Origin of the sequence: Bremerella cremea (assembly GCF_039541315.1) — a bacterium.
Lineage (GTDB): Bacteria > Planctomycetota > Planctomycetia > Pirellulales > Pirellulaceae > Bremerella > Bremerella cremea.
The window spans coordinates 436,674-451,781 of sequence record NZ_BAABFZ010000005.1 but is presented as its reverse complement, the minus strand read 5'-3'; the positions used below and the strand labels follow the sequence as shown (position 1 = coordinate 451,781).

The 15,108-nt window shown below is 55.8% G+C and carries 11 protein-coding genes and 1 riboswitch; of the genes, 7 read left to right on the top strand and 4 right to left on the bottom strand.

Annotated elements, in window-relative coordinates; all coding sequences use genetic code 11:
• The first annotated feature begins 310 nt into the window (after positions 1-310).
• Complete coding sequence (locus ABD890_RS18755) at positions 311-1,309, top strand: methyltransferase (RefSeq protein WP_345093341.1); 999 nt, start codon at positions 311-313, stop codon at positions 1,307-1,309.
• Positions 1,310-1,407: 98 nt separating this feature from the next.
• On the opposite strand, the gene ABD890_RS18750 is transcribed toward ABD890_RS18755, so the two are convergent.
• From ABD890_RS18750 to ABD890_RS18735, 4 genes are all read right to left on the bottom strand, one after another.
• Positions 1,408-1,725 carry a hypothetical protein gene (locus ABD890_RS18750; protein WP_345093338.1) on the bottom strand — a complete coding sequence of 106 codons (318 nt, stop codon included), beginning with the start codon at positions 1,723-1,725 and terminating at the stop codon, positions 1,408-1,410.
• A 56-nt stretch (positions 1,726-1,781) separates the two neighbouring features.
• Positions 1,782-2,801 carry a DUF1559 family PulG-like putative transporter gene (locus ABD890_RS18745; protein ID WP_345093335.1) on the bottom strand — a complete coding sequence of 340 codons (1,020 nt, stop codon included), beginning with the start codon at positions 2,799-2,801 and terminating at the stop codon, positions 1,782-1,784.
• Positions 2,802-3,075: 274 nt separating this feature from the next.
• Positions 3,076-3,780 (bottom strand): class I SAM-dependent methyltransferase, encoded by a 705-nt coding sequence (locus tag ABD890_RS18740; protein WP_345093332.1) that lies wholly within the window; start codon positions 3,778-3,780, stop codon positions 3,076-3,078.
• 191 nt (positions 3,781-3,971) lie between these two features.
• Positions 3,972-5,126 (bottom strand): XylR family transcriptional regulator, encoded by a 1,155-nt coding sequence (locus ABD890_RS18735; protein ID WP_345093329.1) that lies wholly within the window; start codon positions 5,124-5,126, stop codon positions 3,972-3,974.
• Positions 5,127-5,588: 462 nt separating this feature from the next.
• Here ABD890_RS18735 and ABD890_RS18730 point away from each other — a divergent pair, with 462 nt between their 5' ends.
• From ABD890_RS18730 to ABD890_RS18705, 6 genes are all read left to right on the top strand, one after another.
• Positions 5,589-7,985 (top strand): PSD1 and planctomycete cytochrome C domain-containing protein, encoded by a 2,397-nt coding sequence (locus ABD890_RS18730; RefSeq protein WP_345093326.1) that lies wholly within the window; start codon positions 5,589-5,591, stop codon positions 7,983-7,985.
• A 75-nt stretch (positions 7,986-8,060) separates the two neighbouring features.
• Positions 8,061-9,536, top strand: coding sequence for a DUF1501 domain-containing protein (locus tag ABD890_RS18725; RefSeq protein ID WP_345093324.1), 1,476 nt, complete (start codon positions 8,061-8,063; stop codon positions 9,534-9,536).
• Positions 9,537-9,724: 188 nt separating this feature from the next.
• Positions 9,725-11,311, top strand: coding sequence for a phosphoenolpyruvate carboxykinase (ATP) (gene pckA / locus ABD890_RS18720; RefSeq protein ID WP_345093321.1), 1,587 nt, complete (start codon positions 9,725-9,727; stop codon positions 11,309-11,311).
• Positions 11,312-11,431: 120 nt separating this feature from the next.
• The gene (locus tag ABD890_RS18715; protein ID WP_345093318.1) at positions 11,432-12,886 is read left to right on the top strand and encodes a sulfatase; all 1,455 of its coding nucleotides are present in this window, start codon (positions 11,432-11,434) and stop codon (positions 12,884-12,886) included.
• 108 nt (positions 12,887-12,994) lie between these two features.
• The gene (locus tag ABD890_RS18710; protein ID WP_345093315.1) at positions 12,995-14,296 is read left to right on the top strand and encodes an MFS transporter; all 1,302 of its coding nucleotides are present in this window, start codon (positions 12,995-12,997) and stop codon (positions 14,294-14,296) included.
• Between the two features lie 337 nt (positions 14,297-14,633).
• Positions 14,634-14,711: riboswitch (cyclic di-GMP riboswitch) on the top strand.
• Between the two features lie 180 nt (positions 14,712-14,891).
• Positions 14,892-15,092, top strand: a complete 201-nt coding sequence (locus tag ABD890_RS18705; protein ID WP_105332387.1) for a Flp family type IVb pilin — start codon at positions 14,892-14,894, stop codon at positions 15,090-15,092.
• Positions 15,093-15,108 lie beyond the last annotated feature (16 nt).

The following is a 15,108-nucleotide window of genomic DNA, read 5'->3' as shown; positions in this document are numbered from 1 at the left end:
AGCTGAAGTTAAAAGGAAAGCAGAAGGGAACGGGGCATCGTGTCTGCCTTCAGTTTATTGGAGCTAACCACAGGGACGAAACGAAATGCCGCGGTTCTGCGGCGAAAAGTCGACTTACTGAAAGGCTGTTTCGTTGCCGTGTAAACGGGGCCGTTTGTGGGCGAAGGTCGGTAGAAAGAAAATCGACGAAAACCCCTGCTAGCCAGATTGAATGTGTCGATCTATTTGCCACAATTCGGACTTATCCGTGCCCGCTCGTTCGGGCAGCGGAATTTCCCCCAGAGGTATGTTCCGGCACAGCAAGGGCGTCATGTCGCACGAATTGCAATTGGATCGTTTGATTACCGGCTATTGGGTATCGCAGTTGATCTATGTCGCTGCTCGACTCGAGATCGCCGATCTGCTGAAAGAGGGTCCCCGTTCGGTGGAAGATCTGGCAGAAGCGAGTGCGGCTAACGCCGACGCCCTATACCGTGTTCTGCGAGGTCTGGCGAGCGTCGGGATCTTTACGGAAACCGACCCACGGCACTTCGCGTTGACTCCTTCGGCAGAACCGCTTCGCAAAGATGTACCGGGATCCAAGTATGCCTTGGCCTTGATGACCGGCGACGAACAGTTCCGCACGTGGGCTGAACTTGAATACAGCGTGCGAACCGGTAAGACCGCCTTCGATCATGTCTATGGTAAGCCGATCTTTCAGTACCTGGGAGAAAACCCCAGCAAGGCGAAGATCTTCGATGCCGCGATGGTCGGCATTCATGGCCGAGAAGTAGATGCGTTGTTGAACGTCTACGACTTCTCGCAGTTCGGCGTGCTGGCCGATATCGGCGGCGGGAATGGCTCGCAGATTCGATCGATCTTGAAGCACACGCCCGGCATGAAAGGGATCCTGTTCGATCTGCCTCACGTCATCGAGCGGGCCGAATCGCTCTTCACCGACGCCAACCTGGCCGATCGCTGCCAACGTGTGGGGGGCAACTTCTTCGAGTCGGTACCTGCAGGTGCCAATGCCTACGTCTTGCGGCACATCATCCACGACTGGGATGACGAAAGCTGCTTGAAGATCTTAAATGCCTGCCACGCCGCGATGCCTGACGATGCCAAGCTGCTGATCGTCGAAAGTGTCATCCCCGCCGGCAACGACCCCTTTGGCGGCAAGCTGCTCGATATCGTAATGATGCTGATCCCAGGCGGTAAAGAACGAACCGAGCTCGAATACCAGGAGCTCCTCACCAAAGCAGGCTTCCGACTCGAGCGAGTCGTTCCGACTGATTCTGAAATCAGTATCGTGGAAGCATCGAAGGTATAACCACGCAGCACGCCATTCGAAACAAAAGAGCCCGACTCAAGTGATCCCCTTCAGTCGGGCTTTTGTTTTGGCGATCGTTACTGGGTGAAACGCAGACGTTACTTCGTCAGCGTGGTCGACATCGCCTTTGCTTTCGCTCGGACGGCTGCACCACCACGTGCGGCGAGCAGTTCGCCAAGGTCCTTCTCGAGGGCGGCACCCTTGTCAGGATCGGCGACTTTGATCTCTTCGACCAGACGCGGCAGTTCGTCGGCGATGCTGCCCATCTGCCCAGCCTTGTTGATCTCGTCCAAGGCAACTTCCAAGGTCTTGATCGCTGGCGGCGGCGTCACGGCAACCGGAGCATTCTCGGAACAGCCGACGAAACCGACGACTGCCAGACCAAGCGTGATAACAATACGGGAGGTAAACTTCATGGCGAGTATCTTCAGCATATAAGGCGGGAAGTAGGCATGACGCGAACGGGCCCCGATTAAGGGAGCGTGACCGTTTCGCCACCACTTCGCGAACCGATCGCGTGGTAGGTGGTGTAGTCGGTGGTTTCAGCAATGAAGCTTACCGAGCCATCGCACAGCCCGTGCATCGCTCCGCCTGGATGACGGCTGCGCGCCGGGAACACACCGCGGCTATCGCTGGCACCACAGACCGAGCAGGCCTGGCATGCGGGATACTTCCAGTTGGGTGGAGCCAACGTGGTGAAGACAGCCATGTAGTTCACACCACGAATCCACTCGCGGCCTGGGACAACCGAAAGCGAGCTGTTGTTCGAGGCACACGTCGAGCCGTAGCCATCGACGGTTGCCTGGGTGATGGCACCCTGGGAAGTCGACAGAAACGAACCGCTCCAGCTTTGGCCTCTGACCACGACTTGATCGTACTTGTATGACGAGCTGCTGTTGTTGCCCTTCAGGATCTCGCCCAGCATGATCGTGTTCGAGGTACCGTCGGTCATGCTCGCGAAGTTCGTGGCTTGATCGCGACGGAAGGCACCATTCTGCTGATCCACCGAAACGTCCCAGCCAAGGTTCGAGCCGGCCGACATTGCGTAGTTCGTGTTGCCTTTGAAGTTGGTATCGGGGAAGTCGCCGTCGGAAGGACAAACGAACGCATCGATCCGCGTGAGGCGATGGCGCGGATGGACCGCATTGTTCTCGTTCGACAGGAAGAAGTTGTTCGACGACGAACGGATCTGTTCGCGCAGATTGTTCTGCTCGATGAACGGCAGGATCGAGGTCAGACCGCTGTAGCTCTGCCAGTGAGAAACCGCAGGGTCACCAGCACGCAGCACATAAGTTGGGAAGGTCTGGTAGGTGTCGTGATAGTTGTGGAACGCCAGGCCCAATTGCTTGAAATTGTTCGAGCAGCTCATACGGCGAGCGGCTTCGCGGGCTTGCTGCACGGCTGGCAGCAGTAAAGCAATCAAGACACCAATAATGGCAATGACGACCAGGAGTTCAACCAAGGTGAACCCCAAGCGCTTAGGCTTGGACATTTGGGGGGATCCAGGGGGAGGTTATGGGAGGAAAAATGCGGAAGGAGAAGGGATTTTATTTACGGAAATAAAATTATACAAGGGCTCGCATGGAAGATTGCGGAGCGAGCAAGAGTCCCCTGTTAAGCGGCAAAAGTTGGCTTTTAGCGGGGAAAATCGCGGGGAGTGGGTTGCATGCCTATGCAGAGGGGGTGAGCCGCTCCAGAACAAAAAGACCCGCGTTTCGGCGGCTTGGAAGAGGCCGCGTTGCTCCATTGCCACCCAGGAGCGTGGGCTACCGGCGCTCGAACTGAAGGAAGTAGTTCTCTTGGAACGACGGGACTTTGACTTCACCCAGGAAACGGAAGCCTGCTTTTTCGATCTCTTCTCGAAAGACCTCTTGGCCGGCGCGGACGTGGTTCAACGTCCAGTCTCGCGATTCGCCGGGAATGCGATTGAAATCGATCACGACCAACTTTCCGCCAGGGCTCATCGCTTTATGAATCGAAGCAAGCGACTCGGCTGGGTACTCGAAGTGATGATAGACGTCGCAAATGAATGCAACGTTGATGGTGCCTGGGGCAAGGCGAATGTCGTTCTGACCACACAAGACAGGCGTGATATTCGTGAGCTTCCGCACTTCGGCCAGCTTCTCGACGCGTTCGACAAACTTGGGAGCAATGTCGAGGGCATAGACCCAGCCTTGGTCGCCGACCGCTTTCGAGAACGGCTCAACAAACAAACCGGTACCGGTTCCGATGTCAGCGATCCGGTCGCCAGGGCTTAGCTTCAAGCGTTCGATGATTTCGTCCTTCGCATGAAAGACCTCTCGGCTTTCGACCTCGAAGCGATTCACCCATTGCTCGACATCGAGATCGGGATCGAGGAAGGAGTCGTTGATGCCTGGCTTGACGCTTTCGGTGGTGGGCTTCTCTTGGGCCTGGGTCCAGCCGGCGAGCGACAAGAGGGCAGCAATGGTAAGCAGGAACAAGCGAGGCATGGGACGAACCTTCAAGGTGGTGGATTGGCCACGATCGCCAAGAATCGGCGTACCGACAAATCTAGTAGTCCGCTGGCCAATGGTCAACGTTGGGAAAGGACGACCTGGATCGTTCCTCGAAGCTGGCGTTCGAAATCAAAACGGCCAGTTCCCAGGGAACTGGCCGTCGATCTTTTCTGGCTCGGCGTTGCTTATCGGAAGCGACGCGAAGCACCTTTGACGTTTTGGGTTCGGTACTGGCCTGGCGTTTGGCCGAGTTCACGCTTGAAAACCACGCTCATGTACTCGGGGTGATCGTAGCCAGAGAGACCGGCGATTCGCTCGAGCGGAAGGTCGGTTTCGCGAAGCAGTTGCTTCACCCGTTTGAGCTGCACGTTGCGGATTTCGGCCTGGGGACTGCGTCCGATGAACTTTCGGAAGCGACGTTCCAGGATGCTTCGCGAGACCGGCACATGCTGCAGCACGTCGACTACCGAGATGCCATCGCAGGCATGTTGGCGGATGTACTTCACGGCTGAGGCAACCAGCGGATCTTCGATCGCCAGTACGTCGGTCGACTGGCGCGTCACAATCCCCAGTGGTTCGACCAGCTTGCTCATCTGCGTTGGCTCTTCCCCCTTCATGAGGCGGTCGAGCAGGGCAGCGGCTTCAAAACCGATGCGTTGTGGATTTGGCATCACGCTGGAAAGTGGCGGATCGCAGAGCTCGCAAACGAGTTCGTCGTTGTCGACGCCGATTACGGCGACTTCTTCCGGAACGGCGGCGTTGATCCGGCGGCAGGCGTCAAGCACGTGCTGACCACGCATGTCGTTGCAGGCCATGATCCCGATGGGCCGAGGAAGTCCCCGCAGCCAATCACAAAGCTGGGCTTGCTGTTGCTCCCAGGTCAGGGCCGACGAAGAATCCCAAGGACCTTCCAGCAATTCGACCGGGCCGCTCGCCTTTTCGATGGCGTCTTTGAAACCGTGATAGCGTCGCGTGGACCAATTGTGGCCACTAAACCCACAGAACGCGAAGTGACGGAATCCCCGTTCCAGCAGGTGGGCCGCGCCCATCCGACCGACCGCTTCGTGATCGGTGCCGATATGCGGCAAGCCTTGGTCACCATAGATATCGGTGAGATCGACTGTGGGAATATTCCACGCCTTCAATTGCTCGGCAAGGCTGGGAGTGGTGCTACGAGTGATGATGCCATCTCCGTCCCAGTTCTCTAACCAGGCAGGCGGGCGGTATGCGAGTTCGCGCAGGTCGACGAACATCGACCAAGGTTCATTAGCCACCACATAGCGATTGATTCCACGAAGGACCTCGCGACCGTAGACCAGCGAGGTCTCCACGATGAGCATGACACGGCGTCGTTGCATTGGAAAAGAGACTCAGTATTTGATGAGGATGCTTATCAAGGAAGGACCCCATTATGAGCCGAAACGATTCTCAAAAGCAATCGTGTGCCAAATTTCCAGGGAAATTTTCCCCGATTTTTATTCCTGGGTTACGATCGAGGGAATTGCGGCTCAAGTGGGCTCGGCAAAGGATTTTAAATCGGAATTCCACCCATATACGGTGCCAGGATTCTCGGTAGGAAAAGGCTCTCAAAAGGTTTTCGGGAAATCTCATTGATTCTGAGTGCCCCAAGTACAAGAATTGAGGGTGTAATGTAGGAAGATCTCTTTAGATTTAGAGGGTGCCCTTCCAATACCACTCGTAAAATCAGGCACCTGATTCCACCTCAAATCCGCCTTAAGTTGTTGCCAATGCTCTATTTATCGCGCATTTCCCGGTCGTCGATGTTGGCCATGGTTTGCACCATGGTCGCTGTTTGCACCGGTCTGGCCCAGGCTCAAGACGAGCCGGAAGCCACCGTTAAATTCAACCGCGATGTCAAGCAAATTCTGGCGAAAAAGTGCTTTGCTTGCCATGGTCCTGGGGCTCAGGAGGGGGGCCTTCGTTTGGACGATCGAGAGATCGCAACGGGGGAAACCGACTCCGGCGAAATTGCCATCGTGCCGGGCAAAGTGGAAGAAAGCGAACTCATTCGCCGGATTCTGTCGACCGACGAATTCGAACGCATGCCCCCCGAAGGCGATCCCCTCAAGCCGGAGGAGCTTGAAGTGGTGAAGACCTGGATCAACGAGGGGGCCAAGTATCAGGGGCACTGGGCCTTCGAACCAGTTGCCGATCCAGAACCACCCAAAACCGAACATGAAGGTTGGGCCGTGAATCCAATCGACCAGTTCATTCTGGCTCGGTTGGAAGAAGGGGGCCTTGAGCCGAACCCGAAGGCCTCGAAGCGGACCCTGATCCGCCGGGCCTATTACAACTTGACCGGCCTGCCGCCGACCAAGGAAGAGATCGAAGCATTTGAAGCCGATCAATCGCCAGACGCTTATGCCAAGCTGATCGATCGATTGCTCGCCTCGGAGCATTATGGTGAAAAGTGGGGCCGACATTGGCTCGACTTGGTTCGTTTCGCCGAGACGAACAGCTATGAGCGAGACGGCGTCAAGCCGAATGCCTGGAAGTATCGTGACTACGTGATTCGTGCTTTCAACGAAAACAAGCCCTACAACGAATTCGTCCTCGAGCAGTTGGCTGGCGATGAAATCGAAAACCCCACGCCAGAATCGATCATCGCTACTGGCTATTATCGCCTCGGTGTGTGGGACGACGAACCAGCCGATCCGCTGCTGCACATTTACGATCAATACGATGACCTGATTACCACCACCGGGAAGGCTTTCCTGGCGGTCACGGTCAACTGTGCTCGTTGCCACGACCACAAGATCGACCCGATCACTCAGGCCAACTACTACGAATTCCTTTCCTTCTTCAAGGGAATGAAACCGTACGGTACGCGTGGTAGTGTCGCCTTCAGCCAGAAAGAAATCTCGGGCCCAGAAATCATTTCGGCTCACGAAAACCACCATCGGGAAGTGCGAGCCGTCGAAGACCGAATGAACCAGATCGTTCGGGCGGCCATCGAACAGCTCCCTGAAGAAGAACGCCAAGAGATCCGTAAGGAACGCGATCGCAACCGTCGTCGCGAAAAGATGGACGAACGAATCGCCGATCTCGTCCCGAACGACGCTTCCGAGTATCGCGAACTGAAGAAGCAGATGGATGGTCTGCGCGAGAAGGAAAAGTATCTGCCGGCTCGTGAATTCGCCTTGGCGGTGAATCAAAGTGATAAGAAGCCAGAGCCAACCACCATCATGATGCGTGGCAATCCCCACGTTCCTGGTGACGTGGTCGAGCCAGGCTTCCCGAAGTTTTTCAATGAACCGAAGCCTGAAATTCCAGAACCAAAGGATGGCCAGGAAACCTCGGGACGCCGTCTGGTGCTCGCCAAGTGGATTGCCTCAGACAAGAACATGATGACCGCTCGTGTGATGGTGAACCGTATCTGGCAATTCCAGTTCGGCCGCGGCATCGTGCGAACCTCGAGCAACTTCGGTCAGCTCGGCACCCCTCCAACCCATCCAGAACTGCTGGACTGGCTGGCTACCGAGTTCGTGGAAAGTGGCTGGGACATCAAGCATATGCAGAAGCTGATGATGCTCTCGGCAACCTATCAGATGTCGTCCGACGGGACCGAAAAGGGGCTGGCCCAAGACCCCGGCAACGACATGATGTGGCGATTCAATTCGCGTCGTCTAACGGCTGAAGAGGTTCGCGACTCGATCTTGTTGGTCAACGGACGCCTGAACGACAAGATGTACGGTCATGGCTTCTATCCGAAGATTTCGGACGAAGTGATGGCTGGCCAGTCGAAGCCTGGTGACGGCTGGGGCAACTCGGCGTACGACGAACAGGCTCGCCGCGCGGTTTACATCCACGTGAAGCGATCGCTGGTGACGCCACTGCTGTCGACCTTCGACTTCCCCGATACAGACGCCCCTTGCGAAGAACGGTTTGTGACCACGCAGCCCGCTCAGGCCTTGGGGATGATCAATGGTTTCTTTGCGAATCAGCAGGCTGAAGAATTGGCCAAGCGAGTTCGCGAAACCGGAGCGACCACGCCCGAAGATAAGATTCGCGAAGCGATCGAATTTGCGATGGCCCGCGAAGCCAACGACCGCGACGTGAAGGTTGGTATCTCGCTGATGAATGACTTGCAGAAAGACCATGGTCTGGATGCCGAACGGTCATTCGACTTGTACTGCCTGATGCTGATCAACTTGAACGAATTCTTCTTCCTGGACTAAGGCGTCATTTCCACAACTGCTGGAATGTCGTGAGCTGTTCAGTGTAAGAATCCATATGTAAGAGGAAGGTGAATCATGTCGAACTCGGAAATGCCGAAATCAACCTATTGTGGCAACACTCGGCGCGAGTTTTTGTGGAACGCTGGGGCCAAGTTCCCAGGTCTCGCATTGACCTACATGCTGGCCAAGGATGGCTTCCTGGCGAATCAGGCCGTCGCTGCCGACGGTGTGTCGGCCTTCGATAACCCATTGGCCGCCCGTCAGCCGATGTTTGAAGGCAAGGCGAAGAATGTCATCTTCTTGTTCATGTATGGCGGTCCGAGCCACGTCGACACGTTCGATTACAAGCCAAAGCTGTACGATCTCGACGGCAAAACCGTTCCAGTGAAAACCAAAGGTCGTGGCGGCGAAAAGAACGAAGGTCGCGTTGTCGGGCCTAAATGGAACTTCAAGCAATATGGCCAGTCGGGACAGTGGGTCTCGGAACTGTTCCCAAATCTGGCGACCTGTGTCGACGACATCTCGTTCCTGAAGTCGTGTCAGGCTGATTCGCCGATCCATGGTTCGGCCATGTTGATGATGAACTCGGGCCGTATTCTCAGCGGTTTCCCGACCCTCGGTTCGTGGATCACCTATGGTTTGGGCACGGTCAACCAGAACCTGCCAGGCTATGTCGTGATGCTCGATCCATCGGGCGGTCCGATCAGCGGTGCCAAGAACTGGACGTGCGGTTTCATGCCGGCCAACTACCAGGGCACGATGTTCCGTAGCAAGGGTGCCCCAATCATCGATCTGGCGACTCCAGAAGGAATGTCGCGGGCGGCTCAACGTCGTATCCTCGATGCAATGAAGGAAGCCAACCAGCATCATCTGGAAGATCGGCCGGATAACTCGGAGTTGGCCGCTCGAATTCATAGCTATGAACTGGCTTACCGCATGCAGGAACATGCTCCGGAAGCGGTTGACCTGGCCGATGAAACGGAAGAAACAAAGAAGCTATACGGTATCGACAACCCACAAACCGAAGAATTCGGCCGTCGCTGCTTGCTGGCTCGCCGTCTGGTTGAACGTGGCGTTCGTTTCGTTCAGCTTTACTCGGGCGGTCACCACAACGACAACAACTGGGACGCGCACGGCGACCTGGAAAAGAACCACAACTACCATGCTGGTCGTACCGATTTGCCAATCGCTGGTCTGATCAAGGACCTGAAGCGAAAGGGCATGCTGGACGACACCCTGATCATCTGGGGTGGTGAGTTCGGTCGTCAGCCGACTGCCGAATACGAAAAGGGTACTGGCCGTGACCACAATTCGTATGGTTTCACCATGTGGATGGCTGGTGGCGGTATCAAGGGTGGCGTGTCGTACGGTGCCACCGACGAGCTGGGTGCCGAAGCGGTTGAAAACCCACTGCATGTGAAGCGAATTCACGCCACGATTTTGAATCAGTTGGGTCTCGATCCAAACGCTTTGAGTTATTTCTACAGCGGTTTGGATCAAAAATTGGTCGGCGTCGAACACGTCGAACCGATCCACGAAGTCATTTCTTAGGCTGTCCTGGTCAAGAAACCGACCGCCTCAAGACAATTCGACAAATCGCTACAAGCGTCTTCCCTTCGGCTGGGGAAGACGCTTTTTTTGCGCGCCATGTAGTCGGGTACGCGGGTTTAGAGAAAGGGAGTAGAATGCGTGAATGCAGTGATCGCAGGGTCTTTTCTCTCCAATGATGTGGTGCTGAGATGAGTAAAATCGATTTAAAGGGATTGGAAATCGAAGTCGAAGACATCCGCCGTAATATGGCCCCTTCGACCCTCTATGAAGAAGCCATTCGCGACGAAGAAGACGCCGCCGTCGCCGATTCGGGCGCTTTGATCGCCTACAGCGGCGAAAAGACGGGCCGCTCGCCGAAGGACAAGCGTGTCGTCGAATCGGTCCACTCGAAGGACGATGTCTGGTGGGGACCGATCAATATTCCGATTGAAGATCGGATCTATCGAATCAATCTCGAGCGGGCCAAAGACTATCTGAACACCCGTAAGAAGCTGTACGTAGTCGACGCCTTCGCCGGTTGGGATCCGAAGTATCGCCTGAAGATCCGGGTGATCTGCTCGCGTCCCTACCACGCTTTGTTCATGCATACCATGCTGATCCGTCCGACTCCGGAAGAGTTGAAGGATTTCGGTGATCCGGATGTGGTGATCTACAACGCAGGACGTTTTCCGGCCAACCGCCACACGCCAGGTATGACCTCGAAAACGAGCGTCGACGTTAATCTTGAAGACCGCGAAATGGTCATCCTCGGTACGGAATACGCCGGTGAGATGAAGAAGGGGGTCTTCACGATGATGAACTATTACATGCCCAAACAGGGTGTGTTGTCGATGCACTGCAGTGCGACTTCCGCCCCCGACTCGGACCGCAGCAGCATCTTGTTCGGCCTCTCGGGAACGGGCAAAACGACCCTTTCGGCCGACCCGAAGCGGATGTTGATCGGCGACGACGAACATTGCTGGAGCGATGACGGCATCTTTAATATTGAAGGGGGCTGCTACGCGAAGGCGATCGACCTGACGCCTGACAACGAGCCGGAAATCTTCCAGGCCCTTCGTTTTGGTGCCGTGCTCGAGAACGTGGTCTACGACAAAGAAGACCATCACGTCGACTTCACCGACACCAGCATCACGCAGAATACCCGTGGTGCGTATCCGATCGAGTTCATCGGCAACGCCAAGATTCCTTGCGTCGCCGGTCACCCAAGCGATGTGATCTTCCTGACCTGCGATGCGTTCGGCGTGTTGCCACCGGTCAGCAAGTTGACCTCCGCTCAGGCCATGTATCACTTCATCAGTGGATACACCGCCAAGATTGCCGGCACCGAAGTCGGTATCACCGAGCCGCAAGCGACCTTCAGTCCTTGCTTCGGCGGGCCGTTCCTCGTTTGGCATCCTGGTAAGTATGCGGAACTGCTGGCCGAGAAGCTCGAAAAGCACAAGGCGAACGTTTGGCTGGTGAACACTGGTTGGACCGGTGGGGCTTACGGGGAAGGGCAGCGTATCAAGCTGAAGTATACCCGTGCGATCATCGACGCCATCCACGATGGCACGCTGGCCAGTGCACCGACCGCCGTCGATCCGGTCTTCGGCGTGCATGTGATCCAAGAATGCCAGAACGTTCCGAACGAGATCTTGACGCCGAAGTCGACCTGGAAGAACCCAGCCGACTACGACAAGTCTGCCTCGAAGCTTGCTTCGCTCTTCATCGAGAACTTCCAGAAGTACACCTCTGGCGTCAGCGAAGAAGTGCGCAAGGCGGGTCCAGTCGCCTAACGCTCTGGTGGGGACTGGGTGAATCTGGTCTCGATTCCGAGTATGCTCAAACATCGGCCTGCATGGATTGAACCGTGCAGGCCGTCTTGTATCGAGCAAACTTGTTGGAGTTGAGACGGCATGATCCACCGTATCTTTCCGGGTTTCGTCGTGGCTTTGGCCTTCCTCGTGTGGGGTATCGACTTAGTCGAGGCCGCCGAGACGAAGCGACCTAACTTCGTCTTCTTCCTGGTCGACGACCTCGGTTGGGCCGATCTTTCGTGCTACGGCAGTACCTTCAACGAGTCTCCGAATATCGATGCGCTCGCTAAGAGCGGGATGAAGTTCAACCAGGCGTACACGGCTTGCCCGGTCTGCTCGCCGACCCGAGCTTCGATCGTCACGGGACGTCATCCGGTGCGTGTCGATGTGACCGACTGGATCCCTGGCAACGGCACGATCGGCAAGTTTTTACACGTCGACGACCGCGACAATCTGGCTCTCGAAGAAGTCACCATGGCGGAAGTCCTGAAGGAAGAGGGGTATCAGACCTTCTTCGCCGGCAAGTGGCATCTGGGTGAGAAGGGGCATTGGCCGGACGATCAAGGGTTTGAAACGAACATCGGCGGTCACCACGCCGGATCGCCGCCCGGGGGGTATTACGCTCCCTGGAAGAATCCTGCGCTAGAAGCGAAGCGGGAAGGGGAATACCTCACCGAGCGTTTGACCGAGGAATCGATCCACTTCCTGGAGACCCGCGACCAGGCAAAGCCGTTTCTGCTTTATCTGTGTTATTACAACGTCCACACGCCAATCACTCCTTATAAGAAGCGAATCGAGCACTTCAAAGAGAAAGCGGAAGCGACATTTGAAGGTGAAACGCCCACGCTCAAAGAGCACGAAGGGAATTCCCGGGCACGCCAAGACAATGCGGCTTATGCGTCGATGATCGCTGCGGTCGATCAAAGCGTGGGGGAAATCGTCGCGAAGCTCGGCGAACTGAAATTAGACGACAACACGGTCATTTGCTTTTTCTCGGATAACGGCGGCCTGTGCACCTTGGGTGGCAAACGGGTCGGACCAACGTCGAATCTTCCGCTTCGGAGCGGCAAGGGCTGGCTCTATGAAGGGGGCGTGCGAAGTCCGATGATCGTCAAAGCTCCTGGCGTGACGCAACCAGGCACCGAATCGGAAGCCCCGGTGGTGAGCATGGACTTCTTTCCAACCTTCCTCGAATTGGCCGGTTTGCCGCTGCAACCGAACGTGCACAACGACGGCGAGTCGCTGGTGGGGCTGCTGAAGGGGGAGAAGCAGGCAGAAGATCGGACTCTTTATTGGCACTACCCCCACTACCATGGTTCTGCCTGGAAACCAGGTGCGTCGATTCGCGATGGCAATTGGAAGCTGATCGAGTTTTATGAATACGGTAAGGTCGAACTCTACGACCTGGCGAACGACCCTGGCGAGCAACACGACGTGAGTGCCTCGATGCCGGAAAAGACGACCCAGCTTCGCGAGAAGCTGCGTACATGGCAGAAAGAAATGAACGCCAAGATGCCTCAGCCGAACCCGAACTATCGCGGCGGCGCGAAATAGAACATGGTCCCTGGTTTTTGAACGTTGCTAGCTGGGCTACAATCGGACCCCGACCGCCCCGCCAAAATTTGCCTCTCGCTGTGAAATAACACAAAAGGAACCTGGTTGATGGTGAAGAAGTTCATCAGTCGCTACATTCTCTCGATCGTGGCTGAGATGATCGAGAATCCGAAGTTGATCGGGCTTTCGGTGATGATGTTTCTCCAATTCTTTATTTGGGGGGCATGGTACGTGACGCTGGGGCCTTATATGGCCAAGCACGAAATGTTCGACATGATTTCGTGGGCGTACACGGTGGGGCCGATAGCGGCGATCATTTCCCCTTTCTTTCTTGGGTTTGTCGCCGACCGCTTTTTTGCCTCGGAACGGGTTTTGTTCGCGATGCATTTGCTCGGTGCGTTGGCCATGTTCGCCGCACCTTTCGCCGCCGAGCAGAGTGCGACCGCACTGGTGGTGATCGTGTTCCTGCACATGCTGTGCTATATGCCGACGCTGGGGCTTACCAACACGCTGGCTTTTTCGAACATTGACGATCAGGAACGGCTCTTTCCAATCATTCGCGTATTCGGGACGATCGGCTGGATCGCGGCGAATGTTACGGTCAGCTCTTTGCTGTCGGCAGATACCACCGACTTGCAGTTCTACGTGGCTGGGTTCGCAGGGTTAGCGCTCGCGTTGTTCAGCTTCGTACTCCCGCACACGCCGCCTCCGTCGGCCGGTAAGGCGATCTCGTTTCGCGAAATCATTGGGGCAGATACCCTGGCACTGATGAAAGAACGCTCGTTCAGCGTGTTCATCATCGGCTCGTTCCTGATCTGTATTCCGCTGTCCGCCTATTACGCCTATGCCTCCACATTCGTGGGCAAGGTTGGTTTCGAGCAAAAGGCGACAGTCATGGCGTCCGGGCAGGCCTCGGAAATCGTGTTCATGCTGCTGATGCCACTCTTCTTCAGCCGTCTGGGTGTGAAGTGGATGCTGTTCGCCGGTATGGCTGCCTGGGTTGTTCGCTACGGTCTGTTTGCTGGTGCCGATGTTGGCAACGTGCAGTGGATGGTGGTGCTCGGCATTTTGCTGCATGGTATCTGCTACGACTTCTTCTTTGTCACCGGGTTTATTTACACCGACAAGAAATGTGGCAAGGAGCTGCGTGGTCAGGCCCAAGGCTTCCTGGTCTTTGTGACCCAAGGTCTTGGTCTGGGTATCGGTGCCCAGGTGATGGGGGCAATCGCCGCTGCATTCACCAACGAAGAAGGAGTCTCGAACTGGCAGATGATCTGGCTGATGCCTTGTATCATGGCCGGCGTCGTGATGATCCTGTTCGGTCTGCTGTTCAACGATAAGGTGGATGCAGCCGACGACGAGACCGGATACGGTACCGACGAGGCTCCGGCGACCGAACCATCGCACTAAAACGTGTGATTCGAGCGATATAAATAATGAAGAAAACGCCGCGAAACGAAGGCTTCGCGGCGTTTTTCATGCGCTGAGATGGGATTTTGGGACACTTAAGTCCTTTAAAAGCGGGGTTTTAGATGCTCTCTCGGAAAAATGTCCCGGAATCGCCAAGTTTTTCTAAAGGTCGTAATTTGACATGGCCCGGACGTGACATAGGTTTCAGGTGTTCAGGGAAGTGCATCGCACAGAACTGAATGGCAACAGGACAAGTTGCCGGACTAATGCTCGTCTCATCTGAAACTCATCGAAATCGAGGCTTCCGGTGTACGGGCAATGGTCTGCCGCCAATGTCCCCCGACAAAGGCAAACTGATCGCGAGGTCAGGACGCAAAGCCTAGGACCACTTAACCGTGGCGGCCAGGCTGCCGAAGGGTTGACTCCGGACGTTTGACGTCCACTTCCTGATGGCTGTGTATGGGACTGAGGCTTTAATCAAGAGGACCGCATTCAACCAAGTTTTGCAGACCAGCGTGATGGAATCGCAACGGTTGAACGGCGGTAGTAAGCATCTTTAGTTTTTGCCGAATTTAGGCAACGTTGGAGAATTCTCATGCAAGGTCTCATCCAGAAGGTACAGAATTTCCTCGTATCGGAAGACGGTCCCACCGCGGTTGAATACGCCGTGATGCTGGCTCTGATCGTCATCGTATGTCTGACCGCCATCCAGGCGATCGGTACCCAGGCGAACGCTACGTTCACCAAGATCGGTACTGACATGCAGACCGCTAACACCACTGGTGGTGCTCTCTAAGCCGCCAGCAAACGCG

Bases quoted from the DNA above. Each gene is read 5' to 3' on its own strand.
- ABD890_RS18725 (WP_345093324.1), top strand. From the start codon at position 8,061: ATGTCGAACTCGGAAATGCCGAAATCAACCTATTGTGGCAACACTCGG.
- ABD890_RS18750 (WP_345093338.1), bottom strand. From the start codon at position 1,725: ATGAAGTTTACCTCCCGTATTGTTATCACGCTTGGTCTGGCAGTCGTC.
- ABD890_RS18710 (WP_345093315.1), top strand. From the start codon at position 12,995: ATGGTGAAGAAGTTCATCAGTCGCTACATTCTCTCGATCGTGGCTGAG.
- ABD890_RS18715 (WP_345093318.1), top strand. From the start codon at position 11,432: ATGATCCACCGTATCTTTCCGGGTTTCGTCGTGGCTTTGGCCTTCCTC.
- ABD890_RS18705 (WP_105332387.1), top strand. From the start codon at position 14,892: ATGCAAGGTCTCATCCAGAAGGTACAGAATTTCCTCGTATCGGAAGAC.
- ABD890_RS18735 (WP_345093329.1), bottom strand. From the start codon at position 5,126: ATGCTCATCGTGGAGACCTCGCTGGTCTACGGTCGCGAGGTCCTTCGT.
- ABD890_RS18730 (WP_345093326.1), top strand. From the start codon at position 5,589: ATGGTCGCTGTTTGCACCGGTCTGGCCCAGGCTCAAGACGAGCCGGAA.
- ABD890_RS18740 (WP_345093332.1), bottom strand. From the start codon at position 3,780: ATGCCTCGCTTGTTCCTGCTTACCATTGCTGCCCTCTTGTCGCTCGCC.
- pckA (WP_345093321.1), top strand. From the start codon at position 9,725: ATGAGTAAAATCGATTTAAAGGGATTGGAAATCGAAGTCGAAGACATC.
- ABD890_RS18745 (WP_345093335.1), bottom strand. From the start codon at position 2,801: ATGTCCAAGCCTAAGCGCTTGGGGTTCACCTTGGTTGAACTCCTGGTC.
- ABD890_RS18755 (WP_345093341.1), top strand. From the start codon at position 311: ATGTCGCACGAATTGCAATTGGATCGTTTGATTACCGGCTATTGGGTA.